This window comes from Lentzea chajnantorensis (assembly GCF_054300775.1).
This window is the reverse complement of record NZ_JBSDZT010000002.1, coordinates 7777880-7792318: the sequence shown is the minus strand read 5'-3', so window position 1 is coordinate 7792318 and position 14439 is coordinate 7777880. Positions and strand designations below refer to the sequence as shown.

The following is a 14439-nucleotide window of genomic DNA, read 5'->3' as shown; positions in this document are numbered from 1 at the left end:
CGTCCTTCTCCTGCCATTCGTTCGAAAAGTGAGCTGACTACTAGTGAGTCAGGATCTTGCCAAGGAAGTCCTTCGCGCGGTTGGACTTCGGGGCCGAGAAGAACTCTTCCGGGGTGGAATCCTCGACGACTTCACCGTCGGACATGAAGATCACCCGGTCTGCGGCCTTGCGGGCGAAGCCCATCTCGTGGGTGACCACGAGCATCGTCATGCCGTCCTTCGCGAGGCCGGTCATGACGTCGAGCACCTCCTGGACCATCTCGGGGTCCAAAGCGGAGGTCGGCTCGTCGAACAGCATCACCTTCGGCTTCATCGCGAGCGCACGGGCGATCGCCGCGCGCTGCTGCTGACCACCGGAGAGCTGAGCCGGGAACTTGTCGGCCTGGTTCGCGATGCCGACGCGCTCGAGCAGTTCCATCGCGGTCCTGCGGGCCTCCGCGGCCGGGGTCTTGCGCACCTTGACCGGCGCGAGCATCACGTTCTCGACGATGGTCTTGTGCGCGAAGAGGTTGAAGGACTGGAACACCATGCCCACGTCGGCACGCAGGCGAGCCAGTTCCTTGCCCTCCGCGGGAAGCGGCTGGCCGTCCACCTCGATGACACCGGAGTCGATCGGTTCGAGGCGGTTGATGGTCCTGCACAGGGTCGACTTGCCGGAACCCGACGGCCCGAGCACGACCACGACCTGCCCCTTCGGCACCTCCAGCTGCACGTTCTTGAGCACGTGCAGCGGGCCGAAGAACTTGTCCACACCCGCCACACGGATCATCGGCGGGGTAGAGGCGGCAGTCATCCAGTCCTCCATGAGGGGTCGTCGGCGTTGGCGGAAACCTAGGTGTCCGCCACCACAGCAGTCCAGGGCATTGAGCAAGACTTAGGGTCTCAACTCTGTCACAGGCAGACATCGGTTGCCCGGGAGGTAGCGAAAGTGCGCGTGCTGCTGGTCGAAGACGACGACCGGGTCGCGGAGGCGCTGGTACCGGCCCTGACCAGACGGGGTTTCCACGTGGACCGGCAGGCCACCGGCCGCGGCACCCTCGACCGTCTCGCGGGCGTCGACGTGGTGCTGCTCGACCTGGGCCTGCCCGACATGGACGGCGTGACGCTGTGCCGTGCCATCAGAGCGGCCTCGGACGTGGCGATCATCGTGGTGTCCGCCCGCGGGGAGATCGACGACCGCATCCTCGGCCTGCACGCGGGGGCCGACGACTACCTGGTCAAGCCCTACGACGTGGGGGAGCTGGTCGCGCGGGTGCACGCGGTGCGGCGCCGCCGCGGTGCCGACCCGGTCGCGCCCGGCTCGTCGTCGACGGAGGTGTTCGAGACCGGCGACGTCCGCGTCGACCTGGGCCGCCACGAGGTCACCGTGGCGGGTGAATCCGTGGCTCTTTCGCGCAAGGAGTTCCAGGTGCTCGCGCTCGTCATGGCGGCCGGCGGGGCGGTGTGCACGCGGGAGCGGATCCTCGCCGAGGTGTGGGGGCGGACGTGGTCGGGTGCGAACAGGACACTGGACGTGCACGTCGCGACGTTGCGCACCAAGCTGGGCCGGCCCGCGCTGCTCGAGACCGTGCGCGGGGTCGGGTACCGGCTGGGTCAGGTGTCGTGAGCGCGTGAGTTGGTGTGATCTGGGTCGCCGCGTCTTTCGCGGGTGCGTCCCGTCGCGGTTGGGTGACCCACCGTGAGGTCTCGACTGCTGGGCGTGGTGCTCGCCCTGATCGTGCTGGTGCTCGTCGGTCTCGGCGTGCCGCTGGGCCGTGGCGTGGCGACCGCGGAGCAGCAGGAGATGTTCCTCGACCGGCTGACCGACACCAGCCGGTTCGCCTCGCTCGCGCAGGGACCGCTGATCGACGACCGGCCGCACCTGATGCTGCCCGAGCTTCCAGCGCTACGACGACATCTACGGCATCGGCGTCGCGGTCGTCGCCCGTGACGCGCCGACGGTGCCGTTGGTGGCCTCGCGCAGCGACCTCGCGCTGGGCGACCCGGCGGTGCAGGAGCTGATCGGCAAGGCGCTGGCGGGCCGGTTGCCGGTGGCGCCGCCGTTCTTCATGCCGTGGAGCGACACCCAGGTTGTGCTCGCCGAGCCGGTGCTGGTCGACGGCGAGGTGCGCGGGGCGGTGATCACGTTCTCGCCGACGTCGAAGACCCGCTTCGAGATCCTGGCCTGGTGGGCGTTGCTGCTCGCGGCGAGCCTGCTGGTGCTGGCGCTCGCGGTGCTGCTGGCGCTGCCCGTGGTCCGCTGGACGCTGCGCCCGGTGCAGGCACTTGACGACGCCACCGGCAAGCTCCTCGCCGCCGTCGTGGCCGGCCGCCCGGTGCCGCCGGTGGGGGCCGAGAGCGGTCCGCCGGAGCTGCGCCAGCTCAGCCGGTCGTTCGACCAGATGGCCGCGAACGTCAGCGATGTGCTCGCCGCGCAACGCGCCTTCGTCGCCGACGCCTCGCACCAGCTGCGCAACCCGTTGACCGCGCTGAAGCTGCGACTGTCCAACCTGGAGGGACACGTCGACGCCGAGGCCGAGGTGCACCAGGTCGAGGCGCTGAGCGAGACCGACCGGCTCAACCGCATCCTCGACGAGCTGCTCGCCATGGCCCGCACCGAGTCGAGCTCGGTGGACCCGGTGCCGGTCGACGTCGACAGGTCCGTGGCCGCCCGGCTGTCCGCGTGGCAGGCCGCCGCGGCCGCGAAGGAGGTGCACCTCGTGCTCGACGGCCAGCCCGTCGGCATGGCCCTCGCCCCGCCGCGCGGCGTCGAGACGGTGCTCGACGCGCTGCTCGACAACGCCCTCAAGTTCACCCCGGAGGGCACGCTCGTCATCGTCGACGTCCGCAAGGAAGGCGACGTCGTCCGCCTGTCGGTGGCCGACCACGGCCCCGGGTTGCAGCCCGACGAACTGGACCGGGCGACCGACCGGTTCTGGCGCAGCCCCGCCCACCAGAACGTTCCCGGCTCCGGTCTGGGGCTGTCGATCGTCCGGCTGGTGGTCGAACGCGTGAACGGCACCGTCCGCCTGGAGTCGCCAGAGGACGGCGGCTTGAAGGTCGTGATCGAGCTACCGGCCATCTGATATCCGATATACGGGCAGCTGATATCCGATATCCAATATTTAGAACATCGGATATTGGATATCGCGGAGCTGCGTTGCTGCTGCTCAGACCTTGAAGTCGCGGTAGTACCGGACCGCACCGGGGTGCAGCTGCACCGGCGACGTCTCGATCGCCGACCGCTGCTCTATCGTGCGCGCCGCCGAATGCGCCTTCACCAGGTCCGGCTGCGCCTCGAACAACTGCCGGACCAGCGCCTCGGCCACGTCGTCGGGCATGGATTCGGTGACGAGCAGGAAGTTGCGCACCACGAGCGTGATGACCGGGCCGGACGGCAGGTTGTAGATGGACGCGGGCAGCGTCGCCGAGCCGTAGGCGGGGTACTGCTCGCGGAACGACGACAGCACGTCCTTCAGGTCGAGCATCCGCACCTGGAGGTCCCTGGTGAGCCGCGTGATGCTCCCGGTCGGCAGGCCGCCGGACCAGAAGAACGCGTCGAGCCTGCCCTCCCGCATCGCGTCCGCCGAGGCGTCCAGGCCGAGGTTCAGCTGCTGCTGCGGCTTCACGTTCGTCGCCTTCAGCAGGCTGTTCGCGATGATCTCGACACCCGACTCCCTGGCGCCGATCGACACCCGCAGCCCGGCCAGGTCGGCGAACCGCGTCACCGGCAGGTCGGCCCGCACGATCACCTGCAGGTAGTCGTCGTGCATCCGGGCCAGCGCCCGCAGCTTCGACCCGCCCGGCACGTCCTCGATGGCGTCTGCCTGCGAGAACCCGACCTGCGCCTGGTTGTTGACCAGGCGCAGCACGTTGTCCTTCGACCCGTTCGTCACCACGACCTGCGGCCGCGCGATGCCCAGCCGCCCGCTCCAGGCGTCGGCCAGGCCATTGCCCAGGGAGTAGTAGACGCCGCCCTGCGGGCCGGTCGCCATCGTGATCTTGACGTCCTCGAGCGTGCTGCTGCAGCCCGTCAGGACCGTTGCGGCGGCCAGCAGGCTCACGGCGGCATGCACTCGTCCCAGCACCAGCGCATCGTGCCACGCGGACGTTCGCCGCCTGCACCCGACGAAAGGTTGGTAGCCGTCTCACCAGCTCACCGGTGGTCAACGGGTAACCCCTGGTCAGGGCGGACGTGGGCGCCCGCGCGCCCGGTCCGCCGGAGAGGGGCTGCTGACCAGGCGTTATCGTGTCGGTGTGAGCACGGTGCAGGTTCAGAAGACCTTCCAGATCCGCACGTTCGGGTGTCAGATGAACGTGCACGACTCCGAGCGGCTCGCCGGTCTGCTGGAGGACGCCGGGTACGAGCGGGCCGCTGAGGACCAACAGGCCGACGTCGTCGTCTTCAACACCTGCGCGGTGCGCGAGAACGCCGACAACAAGCTCTACGGCACCCTCGGGCACCTGGCCCCGCAGAAGGCGGCCAAGCCCGGCATGCAGATCGCCGTCGGCGGCTGCCTGGCGCAGAAGGACCGCAGCGAGATCGTGCGGCGCGCCCCGTGGGTGGACGTCGTGTTCGGCACGCACAACATCGGCTCGCTGCCGGTGCTGCTCGAACGCGCCCGCCACAACTCGGAGGCGCAGGTCGAGATCCTCGACGCGCTGGAGACGTTCCCGTCGGCGCTGCCGGCCGCCCGCGACTCCGCCTACTCGGGCTGGGTGTCGATCTCGGTGGGCTGCAACAACACCTGCACGTTCTGCATCGTGCCGTCGTTGCGCGGCAAGGAGAAGGACCGCCGTCCCGGCGACGTGCTCGCCGAGGTGCAGACGCTGGTCGACGAGGGCGTGCTGGAGGTGACGCTGCTGGGGCAGAACGTCAACTCCTACGGCGTCGAGTTCGGCGACCGGTTCGCGTTCGGCAAGCTGCTGCGCGCCTGCGGCGAGATCGACGGCCTCGAACGGGTGCGCTTCACCTCGCCGCACCCCAAGGACTTCACCGACGACGTCATCGCCGCCATGGCCGAGACGCCGAACGTGTGCCACCAGCTGCACATGCCGCTGCAGTCCGGTTCGGACCGGGTGCTGAAGGCGATGCGCCGCTCGTACCGCACCGAGAAGTACCTCGGCATCATCGAGAAGGTCCGCGCAGCCATGCCGGACGCCGCGATCACCACGGACATCATCGTGGGCTTCCCCGGCGAGACCGAGGAGGACTTCCAGGGCACCCTCGACGTGGTGCGCCGGGCCAGGTTCTCCTCCGCGTTCACGTTCCAGTACTCGAAGCGCCCCGGCACCCCGGCCGCCGACCTGCCCGACCAGCTGCCGAAGGCCGTCGTGCAGGAACGCTTCGACCGCCTCGTCGCGGTGCAGAACGAGATGACCCACTCGCTCAACACCGAGCAGCTCGGCCACACCGTCGAGGTCCTGGTCGCCACCGGTGAGGGCAAGCGCGACGCCGAGACCCACCGCATGAGCGGCCGCGCCCGCGACGGCCGGCTCGTGCACTTCACGCCCGGCACCACCGCACCGCGCCCCGGTGACGTCGTCGAGACCGTCGTCACCTATGCCGCCCCGCACTACCTGGTCGCCGACGGCGAACCGCTGTCGTGGCGCCGCACCAGGGCGGGTGACCGGTCGGAGGCGGGCCTCAAGCCCAAGACCCAGGGCGTCGGCTTGGGCCTGCCGTCGTTCGGCAAGCCGGCCCCGCTGCCCGTCGCCGTGTCGGGATGTGCTGCCCAGTGAGCGACGAGGAGTACCTGCGCAGGGAGATCGACGAGGTGGAACGCACCGCCGCCCGCCGCATCGACCCCGGCACCGGAGCGCTGACGATCTCCATCGCGGTGCTCGCCCTGCTCGTCTCGCTGATCCTGCCGTGGGTCGGCGAGCACACCGGCCTGCAGGTCGTGCTGGGCGAGTCCGAGACGTTCCTGCCGCGCCTGTTCGCGTTCCTCGCCCTCGGCGTCGGCGTGGTCGGCTCCGGCCTCACGCTCGCCGTGCGCCGCTGGACGCTCGCGTGGGTGTGCTCGCTGGGCCTGTTCGCGGCGTCGGTCACCGGTGTGCTGTCGATCTGGACCCAGCAGACCACCACCAGCAACAAGACGATCGGCCCCGGTCCGGGCCTCGGCCTGACCATCGCCGTCGTCGCCGTGCTGGTGCTGCTGGTGAAGTGGCTGCGGATGGCCGCGTCCCGCCCGCCGCAGCTCTGAGCGGGTGCACGGTCCCGGCTTCCTCTTGCCTCGAAGGTGAACGCGGAGGCCGGGAGAGTGCCTCGACGACGTGAGCCAACGCTGGCGAATTGCCCGCTGAACGCACCGAGGGGCCCCTCCCGCATGGGAGGGGCCCCTCGGTGCGTCAAACCTGACTAGCGGGTCGCCAGCGCCTGCTCAGCGGCGGCCAGCCACTCACGCCACTGCGCGGCCTGCGCCTCTGCCTGCTCGGTGCGGCGCTTGTCGCCCGCGGCACGGGCCTTGGCGGCCTGCGCCTCGAACTGCTCCACGCGCTCGCGGAACTGCGCCACGCGGGCCTCGGCCTCGGGGTCGGAGCGACGCCACTGGGCGTCGACCGCGCCGCGCACCCTCTCCTCGATCGAGCGCAGCTTGCCCTCGAGCTCGCGAATCCGCTCGCGCGGCACCTTGCCGATGGCGTCCCAGCGCTCCTGGATCTTGTACAGGTGTGCCCTGGCCGCCTCGAGGTCGCCCGACGGGTCGATCGTCTCGGCCTCGGCGAGCAGCTCCTCCTTCAGCTTCGCGTTGGCCGTGAACTCGGCGTCCCGCTCGCTGAAGGCCTCGGAGCGCTTCTGGAAGAACGCGTCCTGCGCGGCGCGGAAGCGCTGCCACAGCGCGTCGTCGGCCTCCTTGGGCGCACGCCCGGCGGCCTTCCACTCGACCATGAGCTCCTTGTAGCGACCGGCCGTGGCACCCCAGTCGTCGGAGTCGACGAGCTTCTCCGCCTCCTCGACGAGGGACTGCTTGGAGGACTTCGCCACCGAACGCTGCCGGTCGAGGTCCGCGAAGTGCGAGCCGCGACGGCGGTTGAACGCGTCACGGGCCTTCGAGAACCGGCGCCACAGCTGCTCGTCGGTCTTGCGGTCGACGCCGCGGATGGTCTTCCACTCGTCGAGGATCTGGCGCAGCCGGTCGCCGGCGACCTTCCACTGGGTCGACTCGTTCGCGATCGACTCGGCCTCGTCGACCAGCGCCTGCTTGCGCGCGACGGACTGGGCGCGGGCGGCCTCCTTGGCCTCCTTCGCCTTCTCCATGCCCGCCTCGGCCCGCTCCAGCACGTGCTCGACGCGGGCGGCCAGCGCCTTCAGGTCGCCGACCACCGCGGCTTCGGCGAGCTGCTCCTTGACGTGCTTCGCGCTGGTCAGGGCGTGCTTCGGGTCGCCGGCACCGGACGCGAGCCGCGTCACCAGCAGCTCGACCTCGGTGCGCAGGTCGTCGAACCGGCGCGCGAAGTGCGCGAGGCCCTCGACCGGCTCGCCCGCCTGCCACGACCCGACGACGCGCTCGCCGTCCTCGGTCTTCACGTAAACGGTGCCGTCGGCGTCCACGCGCCCCCAGCGGTCAGGGTGGTCCGACGCCACGGGGACGGCCGGAGGCGTTGCCGCCGCGGTCTCCTTCGGCGTTTCCTCGACTCCACCCTCGACCTCGGTGACGGTCTCGACCTCGGTCGCGACCGCGACGGTCTCCGGTGTGCTGTCCTGCTCCGACATCGCCGGTTCCTCCCATCTGACGCCCGTGCCAGCCACGAGCGCCCCGCCAGCGGCGGGGCCGATGCAATACGGGCGCTGGAGGGTCTCCCGTCCCCAGTTCCCCGCGCGCATTCAAACAGGTCAGGGCTCGACTCGGTACTGGGAGTCCACGATAGGTAGCCTGGTTCGTCGTGATCACCCGTGCCGCGGTGGTGCCGCACCCGCCGCTTCTGGTGCCAGAACTGGTCGCCGGAGCCGCCGCAGAAACCGCCTCCGTGCGAGCCGCAACCGTTGCGGCGGCAGGGAAGTTGCCTGGTCCGTGGATCGCCGTCGCGGTCGACGCCGGTGGCCGGGCGACGTACCGGCCGCCGTTGTCGGGAACTTTTCTCGGCTACGGGGTCGACGTGCCGGTGACCCTCGGGGGTGATGCTCCCGCCGACCCCCGGCTGCCGCTGCCGGTGCTGGTCACCGGGTGGCTGAGGGAACGCTGCGCGGTCGAGGTGTCACGCGTCGAGCTCGTCCCGCCCGGCTGGTCCGCGGCCGACTGCGTCTCGTTCGGACGGCAGCTCGCGGACGAGGAGTGCGGTCTGCTCGTCCTCGGCGACGGCTCCACCCGTCACGGCCCGCGCTCACCCGGTTCGGACGACGAGCGTTCGGGACCGTTCGACGAGCACGTCCACCGCCTGCTGGCCGCCGCGGACACCGCCGGCCTGCTCGCACTCGACCCCGGCCTCGCCCGCGAGCTGGGCGCGCAGGGCCGCGCGGCGTGGCAGGTCCTCGCCGGCGTGCCCGGTCCGTGGCGCTGCGCGAGCGCCGAGTTCTTCGCACCGTTCGGCGTGGGCTACCACGTCGCAGTCTGGGAGCGCCCGTGATCAGTCCGATCGCCGTCGTCGGCCCCACCGCTACCGGCAAGTCCGACCTGGCCGTCGCCCTCGCCGAGCGGTTCGGGGGAGAGGTCGTCAACGCCGACGCCCTGCAGCTCTACCGCGGCATGGACATCGGCACGGCCAAGATGCCCCTCGCCGACCGCCGCGGCATCCCGCACCACCTGCTCGACGTGCTCGACGTGACCGAGACCGCCTCCGTCGCCGCCTACCAGCGCGAGACCCGCGCCGTGGTCGAACGCCTACTGGCCGCCGGACGCCCGCCGGTCCTCGTCGGCGGCTCGGGGCTGTACGTGCAGGCCGTGCTCGACGACCTGAAGTTCCCCGGCACCGACGACGCGGTGCGGGAGCGGTTCGAGGCCGAGCTTGCCTCGGCCGGCCCCGAGGTGCTGCACCGGCGCCTGCGGGAGCTCGACCCGGTCGCCGCGATCGCGATCCTGCCGTCGAACGGCCGCCGCATCGTGCGCGCGCTGGAGGTCATCGAGCTCACCGGTCAGCCGTTCTCGGCGAACCTGCCCAAGCCCGGTCCCGCCCGCTACGGCACCGTCCAGATCGGCATTGACCGCGAGGTGTCCGAACTGGACGCGCGCGTGGACCGGCGGGTGGACCTGATGTTCGAGGCGGGCCTGGAGGACGAGGTCCGCGCGCTGGTGAAGCTCGGCCTGCGCGACGGCAGGACCGCCTCGCGGGCGCTGGGCTACCAGCAGGTGCTGTCCGCGATGGACGGAGCCTGCACGATCGACTTCGCCGCCGAGGAGACCAAGCGCGCCACCCGCCGGTTCGTGCGCAGGCAGCGGTCCTGGTTCCGGCGCGACCAGCGCATCACCTGGTTGGACGGTGCGCGCCCCGACCTGGTGGCGGCCGCCGGTAACCTGGTGCCGTGGAGTTCCTGAAGGGGCACGGCACGGAGAACGACTTCGTCGTCCTGCCCGACCTCGACGACCGGCTGGACCTGACGGTGGCGCGCGTGCAGGCGCTGTGCGACCGGCAGCGCGGCCTCGGCGCGGACGGCGTGCTGCGCGTCGTGCGGACCGACGGCCAGTGGTTCATGGACTACCGCAACGCCGACGGCTCCATCGCCGAGATGTGCGGCAACGGCCTGCGCGTCTTCGCCCGCTACCTGGTCGACGCGGGCCACCAGCCGCAGGGCACGTTCGTCGTCGCCACGCGGGCGGGGGACCGGACCGTGACCACGCACCCGGACGGCTCGGTCACCAACGACATGGGCCCGGCGCGCGTCACCGGCACCTCCATCGCCGCGGTCGACGGCCACGGCATCGGCGGCTTCGCGGTCGACGTCGGCAACCCGCACCTCGCCTGCGTCACCGACGTCCCGGTCGACGGCTTCGACCTCACCGTCCCGCCCGGCCACGACCCGGTGATGTTCCCGCACGGCGTCAACGTCGAGCTGGTCAACGTCCTCGACGCCGGCTCCGGCGGCACCACCCGCGGTGCGCTGAAGATGCGCGTACACGAACGCGGTGTCGGCGAGACCCGCTCCTGCGGCACCGGCACCGTCGCGGCCGTCGCGTCGTGGCTCGCCGGTCAGGGCAGGACGACCGGCTCGGCCACCGTCGACGTCCTCGGCGGCCAGGTCACCGTCACGATCGAGCCGACGACGTCGACACTCACCGGTCCCGCGGTGTTCGTGGCACGCGGTGAGCTCGACAAGTCGTGGTGGGATGCCCTCGCCTAGGGCGATATCCGATATATCAGTTCCGGTTCACCTCAGGTCGCAGACCTCGACCCGGCCGAGCCGCTCCGCCCTGACCACGTTCGGGTGCGAGTCGGGTGCGGTGAGGCAGACGAGCTTGTCACCGACGACGGCGACGGCGAAGCAGTTCTGCGTCGTCTCCACCCGGTGCGTGACCGTGCCGCCCTCGGTCACCCGGAACACCGCCGGTTGCACCGACGGCGCCACCCACACGCCGTCCCCGTCGCCGGCGATGCCGTCGGGCGCGATGCCGAGCTCCGCCACCTCCGCCCACGTCCCGCGGTTGTGCAACGATCCGTTGCGGTCGACCGCAAATGAAGTGAGCTTGAACGCAACGGTCTCCGCGACGACGAGGATGTTGCCGCTCTCCGACTCACCGGTCGGGTCGGGCAGCAGCGCCATGCCGTTCGGGAACTTGAGGTCCTCGGCGGCGGCGGAGACCGACCCGTCGGGCCGCACCAGCGCGAGCGCCGCGCCCTGCGGGACGAAGTCCGGTTCGAGCAACCGCGGCAGGCCGACCTCGTCGATCAGCCCGTGCAGGTCGAAGCCGAAGTTGCCCACGTAGGCGCGGCCCTCGTCGTCGACGAGCATGTCGTTGGCGTGGTAGCCCGCGATATCCGATATATCGGCGTGCAGGACGAGGTCGTCGCCTTCCAGCCGCCGCACGGTGCGGTCGAGCATCGACACGACGAGCAGCCGGCCGTCGGGCAGCCAGCCGAGCCCGGACGGCTGGCCGTCGAAGGCGACGACGAGCTCGTCCGCACCGGACGCGAGGTCGAGCGCGTGCACCTCGCCCGCGTAGAAGTCCGAGTAGTACAGGCGACCGTCGGGGCCGCGCCGCGGTCCCTCGCCGAAGTGCAGACCGTCCCGCAGCACCGTCGTGTCAGCCATGGGCGTCGACGCTAGTAGCGGCCGGCAGGTCCCGCATAGACCGCAGCGGCGACACCAGCAGCCACACCATCCCGAGCACCGCGCCGACCAAGGAGACCCACAGCGTCGGCACCACGCCGATCCACGACCCGAGCGCACCACCGGTGAGCGCGCCCAGCGGCGTTGCACCCCACACCACCCAGCGGATCGAGGCGTTCATCCGGCCCAGCAGGTGGTCGGGGCAGATCGCCTGCCGGTAGCTCACCTGGCCCACGTTGTAGACGACGACGCCGAACACCGAGATCGCGAGCCCCACCATCGGCAGCACGAGCCCCCAGCCGCCGGAGACGAACGGCAGCGCCAGGGTGAACGGCCAGGTCAGCACGGGCACGAGCCAGATCATCCTGGCCTGCCCGAACACCGTGCCCAGCCGGAACGCCACCGCCGCGCCGGCCACGCCGCCGACGCCGCCCGCGCTCAGCACCAGCCCCGCGGTGCCCTCGCTGAGCCCGGCGACGTTCAGCAGGAAGAGGACCAGCACGGCGTTCTGGACGCCGTGGAAGAAGTTCGAGGTGCCGGTGCAGGCCACGATCGCGCGCAGGTTCACGTTGCCGAAGACGAACCGCAGCCCCTCCATGACCTCACGGCGCAGGTTCGGTGTGGCGTGCCGGTGCGGCACCGGCTCCACCGCGGAGATCCGGAACAGGAAGAACGCCGAGCTCAGGTAGCCCACGCCGGTCGCGAGCACGCCGTTGGCGGCGCCGAGGAACTGTGCGACGTACCCGCCGATCGCGGGCCCCGAGACCTCCGCGACCGACATGCTGGCCTGCAGCTTCGAGTTGCCCTCGACGAGCTGGTCGCGTCCCACCAGCGACGGCAGGTACGACTGGTAGGCCACGTCGAAGAACACCGTGCACACGCCCACCGCCAGGCTCACGACGACCAGCTGCGGCAGGTCGAGCACGCCCAGCCACCACGCCACCGGCACGCTGAGCATGAGCACGGCGCGGGCGATGTCCATCGCGATCATCAACGGCTTGCGGCGCACCCGGTCGACCCACACGCCCGCGGGCAGCCCGATCAGCAGGAACGCCATCGTGCCCGCCGCCGCCAGCAGGCCCATCTCGAACGGAGTCGCGTTCAGCACCCCCGCCGCGAGCAGCGGGATCACCGTCAGGCCGATCGTCGACCCGAACTGGCTGATCGTGTCGCCGGCCCACAGCCTGCGGAAGTCCCGATGCCCCCAAAGCGTCATGGCGGCGAGTCTGCGCCCAGTGATTGGAAACTGTCAATCACTTAGACTGCGCCCGTGCCCCTCTACAAGGACCGGCGTCCCGCGACGAGCGAGGAGGCCGCCGCGCTCAGCTCCGACCTGCGGCTGCGGATGATCCGCATGACGTTCGAACGCCCCCTCACCAACAAGGAGCTGGCGCAGCGCCTCGGCAAGGACCCGGCCACGACGCTGCACCACGTGCGCAAGCTCGTCGCCGCCGGGTTCATGGAGGCGATGCCCCCGCGCGCGGGCAACCGGGGCGCGAAGGAGATCCCCTACCGGTCGACCGGATTGTCACGGGAGCTCGACAACAGCGAAAACATGGTGGCCGTCGGCGAGGCGATGTTGCACGCTTTCCTCGGCGAGGTCGCCGACATCGGGCTCAGTGACGTGGATCAGAGCCGTCTGGTCGTCACCGTCGACCCCGAGGAACTAAAGCAGCGGCTCGCAGCGTTGATGGATGAGCTGGCCGCGCAACCGGTCAGACCGGACGTTCCCCGTGTGGCGATCTACCTCGCGGTGTATCCGGGGGACTGACGGTCCATGGGACGATGAAGGGCAAATGACGGAAAACATCCAGAGCACAGAGTTCGACCCGGAGTTCGACTCGACGTGGGAAGAGGAGAACCTCTCCACGGGCGACTTCGAACGCGCCGAACGCGCCGCGCTGCGCCGTGTCGCGGGGTTGTCCACCGAACTCGAGGACATCACCGAGGTCGAGTACCGGCAGCTCCGCCTGGAGCGGGTCGTGCTCGTCGGGGTGTGGACCGAGGGCACGGCCGCCGACTCCGACGCCTCGATGGCCGAGCTCGCGCGCCTCGCCGAGACCGCGGGTTCCGAGGTCCTCGAAGGCGTCGTGCAACGGCGTGACAAACCGGACGCGGCGACGTACATCGGCTCCGGCAAGGTCTCCGAGCTGCGCGACGTGGTGCAGGCGACCGGCGCGGACACGGTGATCTGCGACGGTGAGCTCTCGCCCGGCCAGCTGCGGCAGCTGGAGGAGAAGCTCAAGGTCAAGGTCATCGACCGCACCGCGCTCATCCTGGACATCTTCGCGCAGCACGCGCAGTCCAAGGAGGGCAAGGCGCAGGTCGAGCTGGCCCAGCTGCAGTACCTGATGCCGCGGCTGCGCGGCTGGGGTGAGTCGCTGTCCCGGCAGGCCGGTGGTCGTGCCGGCGGCGGCAACGGCGGCGTGGGTCTGCGCGGTCCCGGTGAGACCAAGATCGAGACCGACCGCCGCCGGATCCGCGCGCGCATCTCGAAGCTGCGCCGCGAGATCGCCGCGATCGGCGTCATCCGCGAGACCAAGCGGGGCCGCCGCACCGCGAACGAGATCCCGAGCGTCGCCATCGCCGGGTACACGAACGCGGGCAAGTCGTCGCTGCTCAACGCGCTGACGGGCGCCGGTGTCCTGGTGGAGGACGCGCTGTTCGCCACCCTCGACCCGACGACGCGCCGCGCGCTGACGCCCGAGGGCCTGCCGTACACGCTGACCGACACGGTCGGCTTCGTCCGGCACCTGCCGCACCAGCTGGTCGAGGCGTTCCGCTCCACGCTGGAGGAGGTCGGCCAGGCCGACCTGCTGGTGCACGTGGTCGACGGTTCCGACGCCATGCCGGAGAGCCAGGTCAAGGCGGTGCGCGAGGTGCTCGCCGAGATCAACGAGCGCAACGACGTGCCCATGCCGCGCGAGCTGCTGGTCGTCAACAAGATCGACGCGGTGGGCGACCTGGGTCTGGCCCGGCTGCGGCACCTGTTCCCGGACGCGTCGTTCGTGTCGGCGCACTCGGGCGTGGGCATCGAGGAGCTGAAGGTCCGCGTCGCCGAGCTGATGCCGCGGCCCGAGGTCGTGGTCGAGGCGCACGTGCCGTACGCGCGCGGCGAGGTCGTCGCCCGCGTGCACCGTGACGGCGAGGTGCTGTCCGAGAAGCACACCGAGTCGGGCACGTTGCTCAGCGCTCGCGTGCGCCCGGACCTCGCGGGTGTGCTCGAGGAGTTCGCGACGAACGGATCACCTGCTTGATCC

General features: G+C 70.8%; 15 protein-coding genes. 10 read left to right on the top strand and 5 right to left on the bottom strand.

Annotated features, from left to right (window positions below):
- Window positions 1-40: 40 nt before the first annotated feature.
- Window positions 41-769 carry an amino acid ABC transporter ATP-binding protein gene (locus ACVDFE_RS37190; RefSeq protein WP_360398608.1) on the bottom strand — a complete coding sequence of 243 codons (729 nt, stop codon included), beginning with the start codon at window positions 767-769 and terminating at the stop codon, window positions 41-43.
- A 159-nt stretch (window positions 770-928) separates the two neighbouring features.
- On the opposite strand from ACVDFE_RS37190, the gene ACVDFE_RS37185 reads away from it, so the two are divergent.
- The 3 genes from ACVDFE_RS37185 (at window position 929) to ACVDFE_RS37175 (ending at window position 3065) form a co-directional block, all read left to right on the top strand.
- Entirely contained in the window at window positions 929-1606 is a 678-nt protein-coding gene (locus ACVDFE_RS37185) for a response regulator transcription factor (RefSeq protein WP_065913426.1), read from the top strand.
- Window positions 1607-1678: 72 nt separating this feature from the next.
- Entirely contained in the window at window positions 1679-1930 is a 252-nt protein-coding gene (locus ACVDFE_RS37180; RefSeq protein ID WP_458433734.1) for a hypothetical protein, read from the top strand.
- 19 nt (window positions 1931-1949) lie between these two features.
- Window positions 1950-3065 (top strand): sensor histidine kinase, encoded by a 1116-nt coding sequence (locus tag ACVDFE_RS37175; protein WP_458433733.1) that lies wholly within the window; start codon window positions 1950-1952, stop codon window positions 3063-3065.
- 84 nt (window positions 3066-3149) lie between these two features.
- On the opposite strand, the gene ACVDFE_RS37170 is transcribed toward ACVDFE_RS37175, so the two are convergent.
- Entirely contained in the window at window positions 3150-4067 is a 918-nt protein-coding gene (locus ACVDFE_RS37170; RefSeq protein WP_360398478.1) for a TAXI family TRAP transporter solute-binding subunit, read from the bottom strand.
- Window positions 4068-4236: 169 nt separating this feature from the next.
- On the opposite strand from ACVDFE_RS37170, the gene miaB reads away from it, so the two are divergent.
- Both miaB and ACVDFE_RS37160 read left to right on the top strand, forming a co-directional pair.
- Window positions 4237-5721 carry a tRNA (N6-isopentenyl adenosine(37)-C2)-methylthiotransferase MiaB gene (gene miaB, locus ACVDFE_RS37165; protein ID WP_458433732.1) on the top strand — a complete coding sequence of 495 codons (1485 nt, stop codon included), beginning with the start codon at window positions 4237-4239 and terminating at the stop codon, window positions 5719-5721.
- Entirely contained in the window at window positions 5718-6185 is a 468-nt protein-coding gene (locus tag ACVDFE_RS37160; protein WP_360398476.1) for an Rv2732c family membrane protein, read from the top strand. Before miaB ends, ACVDFE_RS37160 begins: the two co-directional genes overlap by 4 nt.
- 155 nt (window positions 6186-6340) lie before the next feature.
- On the opposite strand, the gene ACVDFE_RS37155 is transcribed toward ACVDFE_RS37160, so the two are convergent.
- A complete protein-coding gene (locus ACVDFE_RS37155; RefSeq protein ID WP_458433731.1) occupies window positions 6341-7693 on the bottom strand; it encodes a DUF349 domain-containing protein in 1353 nt (450 codons plus the stop codon).
- A gap of 170 nt (window positions 7694-7863) precedes the next feature.
- On the opposite strand from ACVDFE_RS37155, the gene ACVDFE_RS37150 reads away from it, so the two are divergent.
- From ACVDFE_RS37150 to dapF, 3 genes are read left to right on the top strand one after another with little or no spacing between them, the layout of a single operon-like run.
- Window positions 7864-8544: a class III extradiol dioxygenase subunit B-like domain-containing protein gene (locus tag ACVDFE_RS37150; protein ID WP_458433730.1), complete on the top strand. Its 681-nt coding sequence runs from the start codon at window positions 7864-7866 to the stop codon at window positions 8542-8544.
- A complete protein-coding gene (gene miaA / locus ACVDFE_RS37145; RefSeq protein WP_458433729.1) occupies window positions 8541-9449 on the top strand; it encodes a tRNA (adenosine(37)-N6)-dimethylallyltransferase MiaA in 909 nt (302 codons plus the stop codon). Before ACVDFE_RS37150 ends, miaA begins: the two co-directional genes overlap by 4 nt.
- Window positions 9437-10252 (top strand): diaminopimelate epimerase, encoded by an 816-nt coding sequence (gene dapF / locus ACVDFE_RS37140; protein ID WP_458433728.1) that lies wholly within the window; start codon window positions 9437-9439, stop codon window positions 10250-10252. The genes miaA and dapF overlap by 13 nt, the downstream gene beginning before the upstream one ends.
- A 27-nt stretch (window positions 10253-10279) precedes the next feature.
- Here dapF and ACVDFE_RS37135 read toward each other — a convergent pair whose 3' ends face one another.
- Complete coding sequence (locus ACVDFE_RS37135; RefSeq protein ID WP_458433727.1) at window positions 10280-11161, bottom strand: SMP-30/gluconolactonase/LRE family protein; 882 nt, start codon at window positions 11159-11161, stop codon at window positions 10280-10282.
- Window positions 11154-12395, bottom strand: coding sequence for an MFS transporter (locus tag ACVDFE_RS37130; protein ID WP_458433726.1), 1242 nt, complete (start codon window positions 12393-12395; stop codon window positions 11154-11156). Before ACVDFE_RS37130 ends, ACVDFE_RS37135 begins: the two co-directional genes overlap by 8 nt.
- Window positions 12396-12449: 54 nt before the next feature.
- On the opposite strand from ACVDFE_RS37130, the gene ACVDFE_RS37125 reads away from it, so the two are divergent.
- Both ACVDFE_RS37125 and hflX read left to right on the top strand, forming a co-directional pair.
- Window positions 12450-12950, top strand: coding sequence for an ArsR/SmtB family transcription factor (locus ACVDFE_RS37125; RefSeq protein WP_360398462.1), 501 nt, complete (start codon window positions 12450-12452; stop codon window positions 12948-12950).
- Window positions 12951-12975: 25 nt separating this feature from the next.
- On the top strand, window positions 12976-14436 hold the full coding sequence (gene hflX / locus ACVDFE_RS37120; RefSeq protein WP_360398460.1) for a GTPase HflX: 1461 nt from the start codon (window positions 12976-12978) through the stop codon (window positions 14434-14436).
- The last annotated feature ends 3 nt before the right edge of the window (window positions 14437-14439 follow it).

Coding starts and splice junctions, on each gene's coding strand:
- ACVDFE_RS37190 (WP_360398608.1), bottom strand. CDS start 769: ATGATCCGTGTGGCGGGTGTGGACAAGTTCTTCGGCCCGCTGCACGTG.
- ACVDFE_RS37155 (WP_458433731.1), bottom strand. CDS start 7,693: ATGTCGGAGCAGGACAGCACACCGGAGACCGTCGCGGTCGCGACCGAG.
- ACVDFE_RS37135 (WP_458433727.1), bottom strand. CDS start 11,161: ATGGCTGACACGACGGTGCTGCGGGACGGTCTGCACTTCGGCGAGGGA.
- ACVDFE_RS37130 (WP_458433726.1), bottom strand. CDS start 12,395: ATGACGCTTTGGGGGCATCGGGACTTCCGCAGGCTGTGGGCCGGCGAC.
- hflX (WP_360398460.1), top strand. CDS start 12,976: ATGACGGAAAACATCCAGAGCACAGAGTTCGACCCGGAGTTCGACTCG.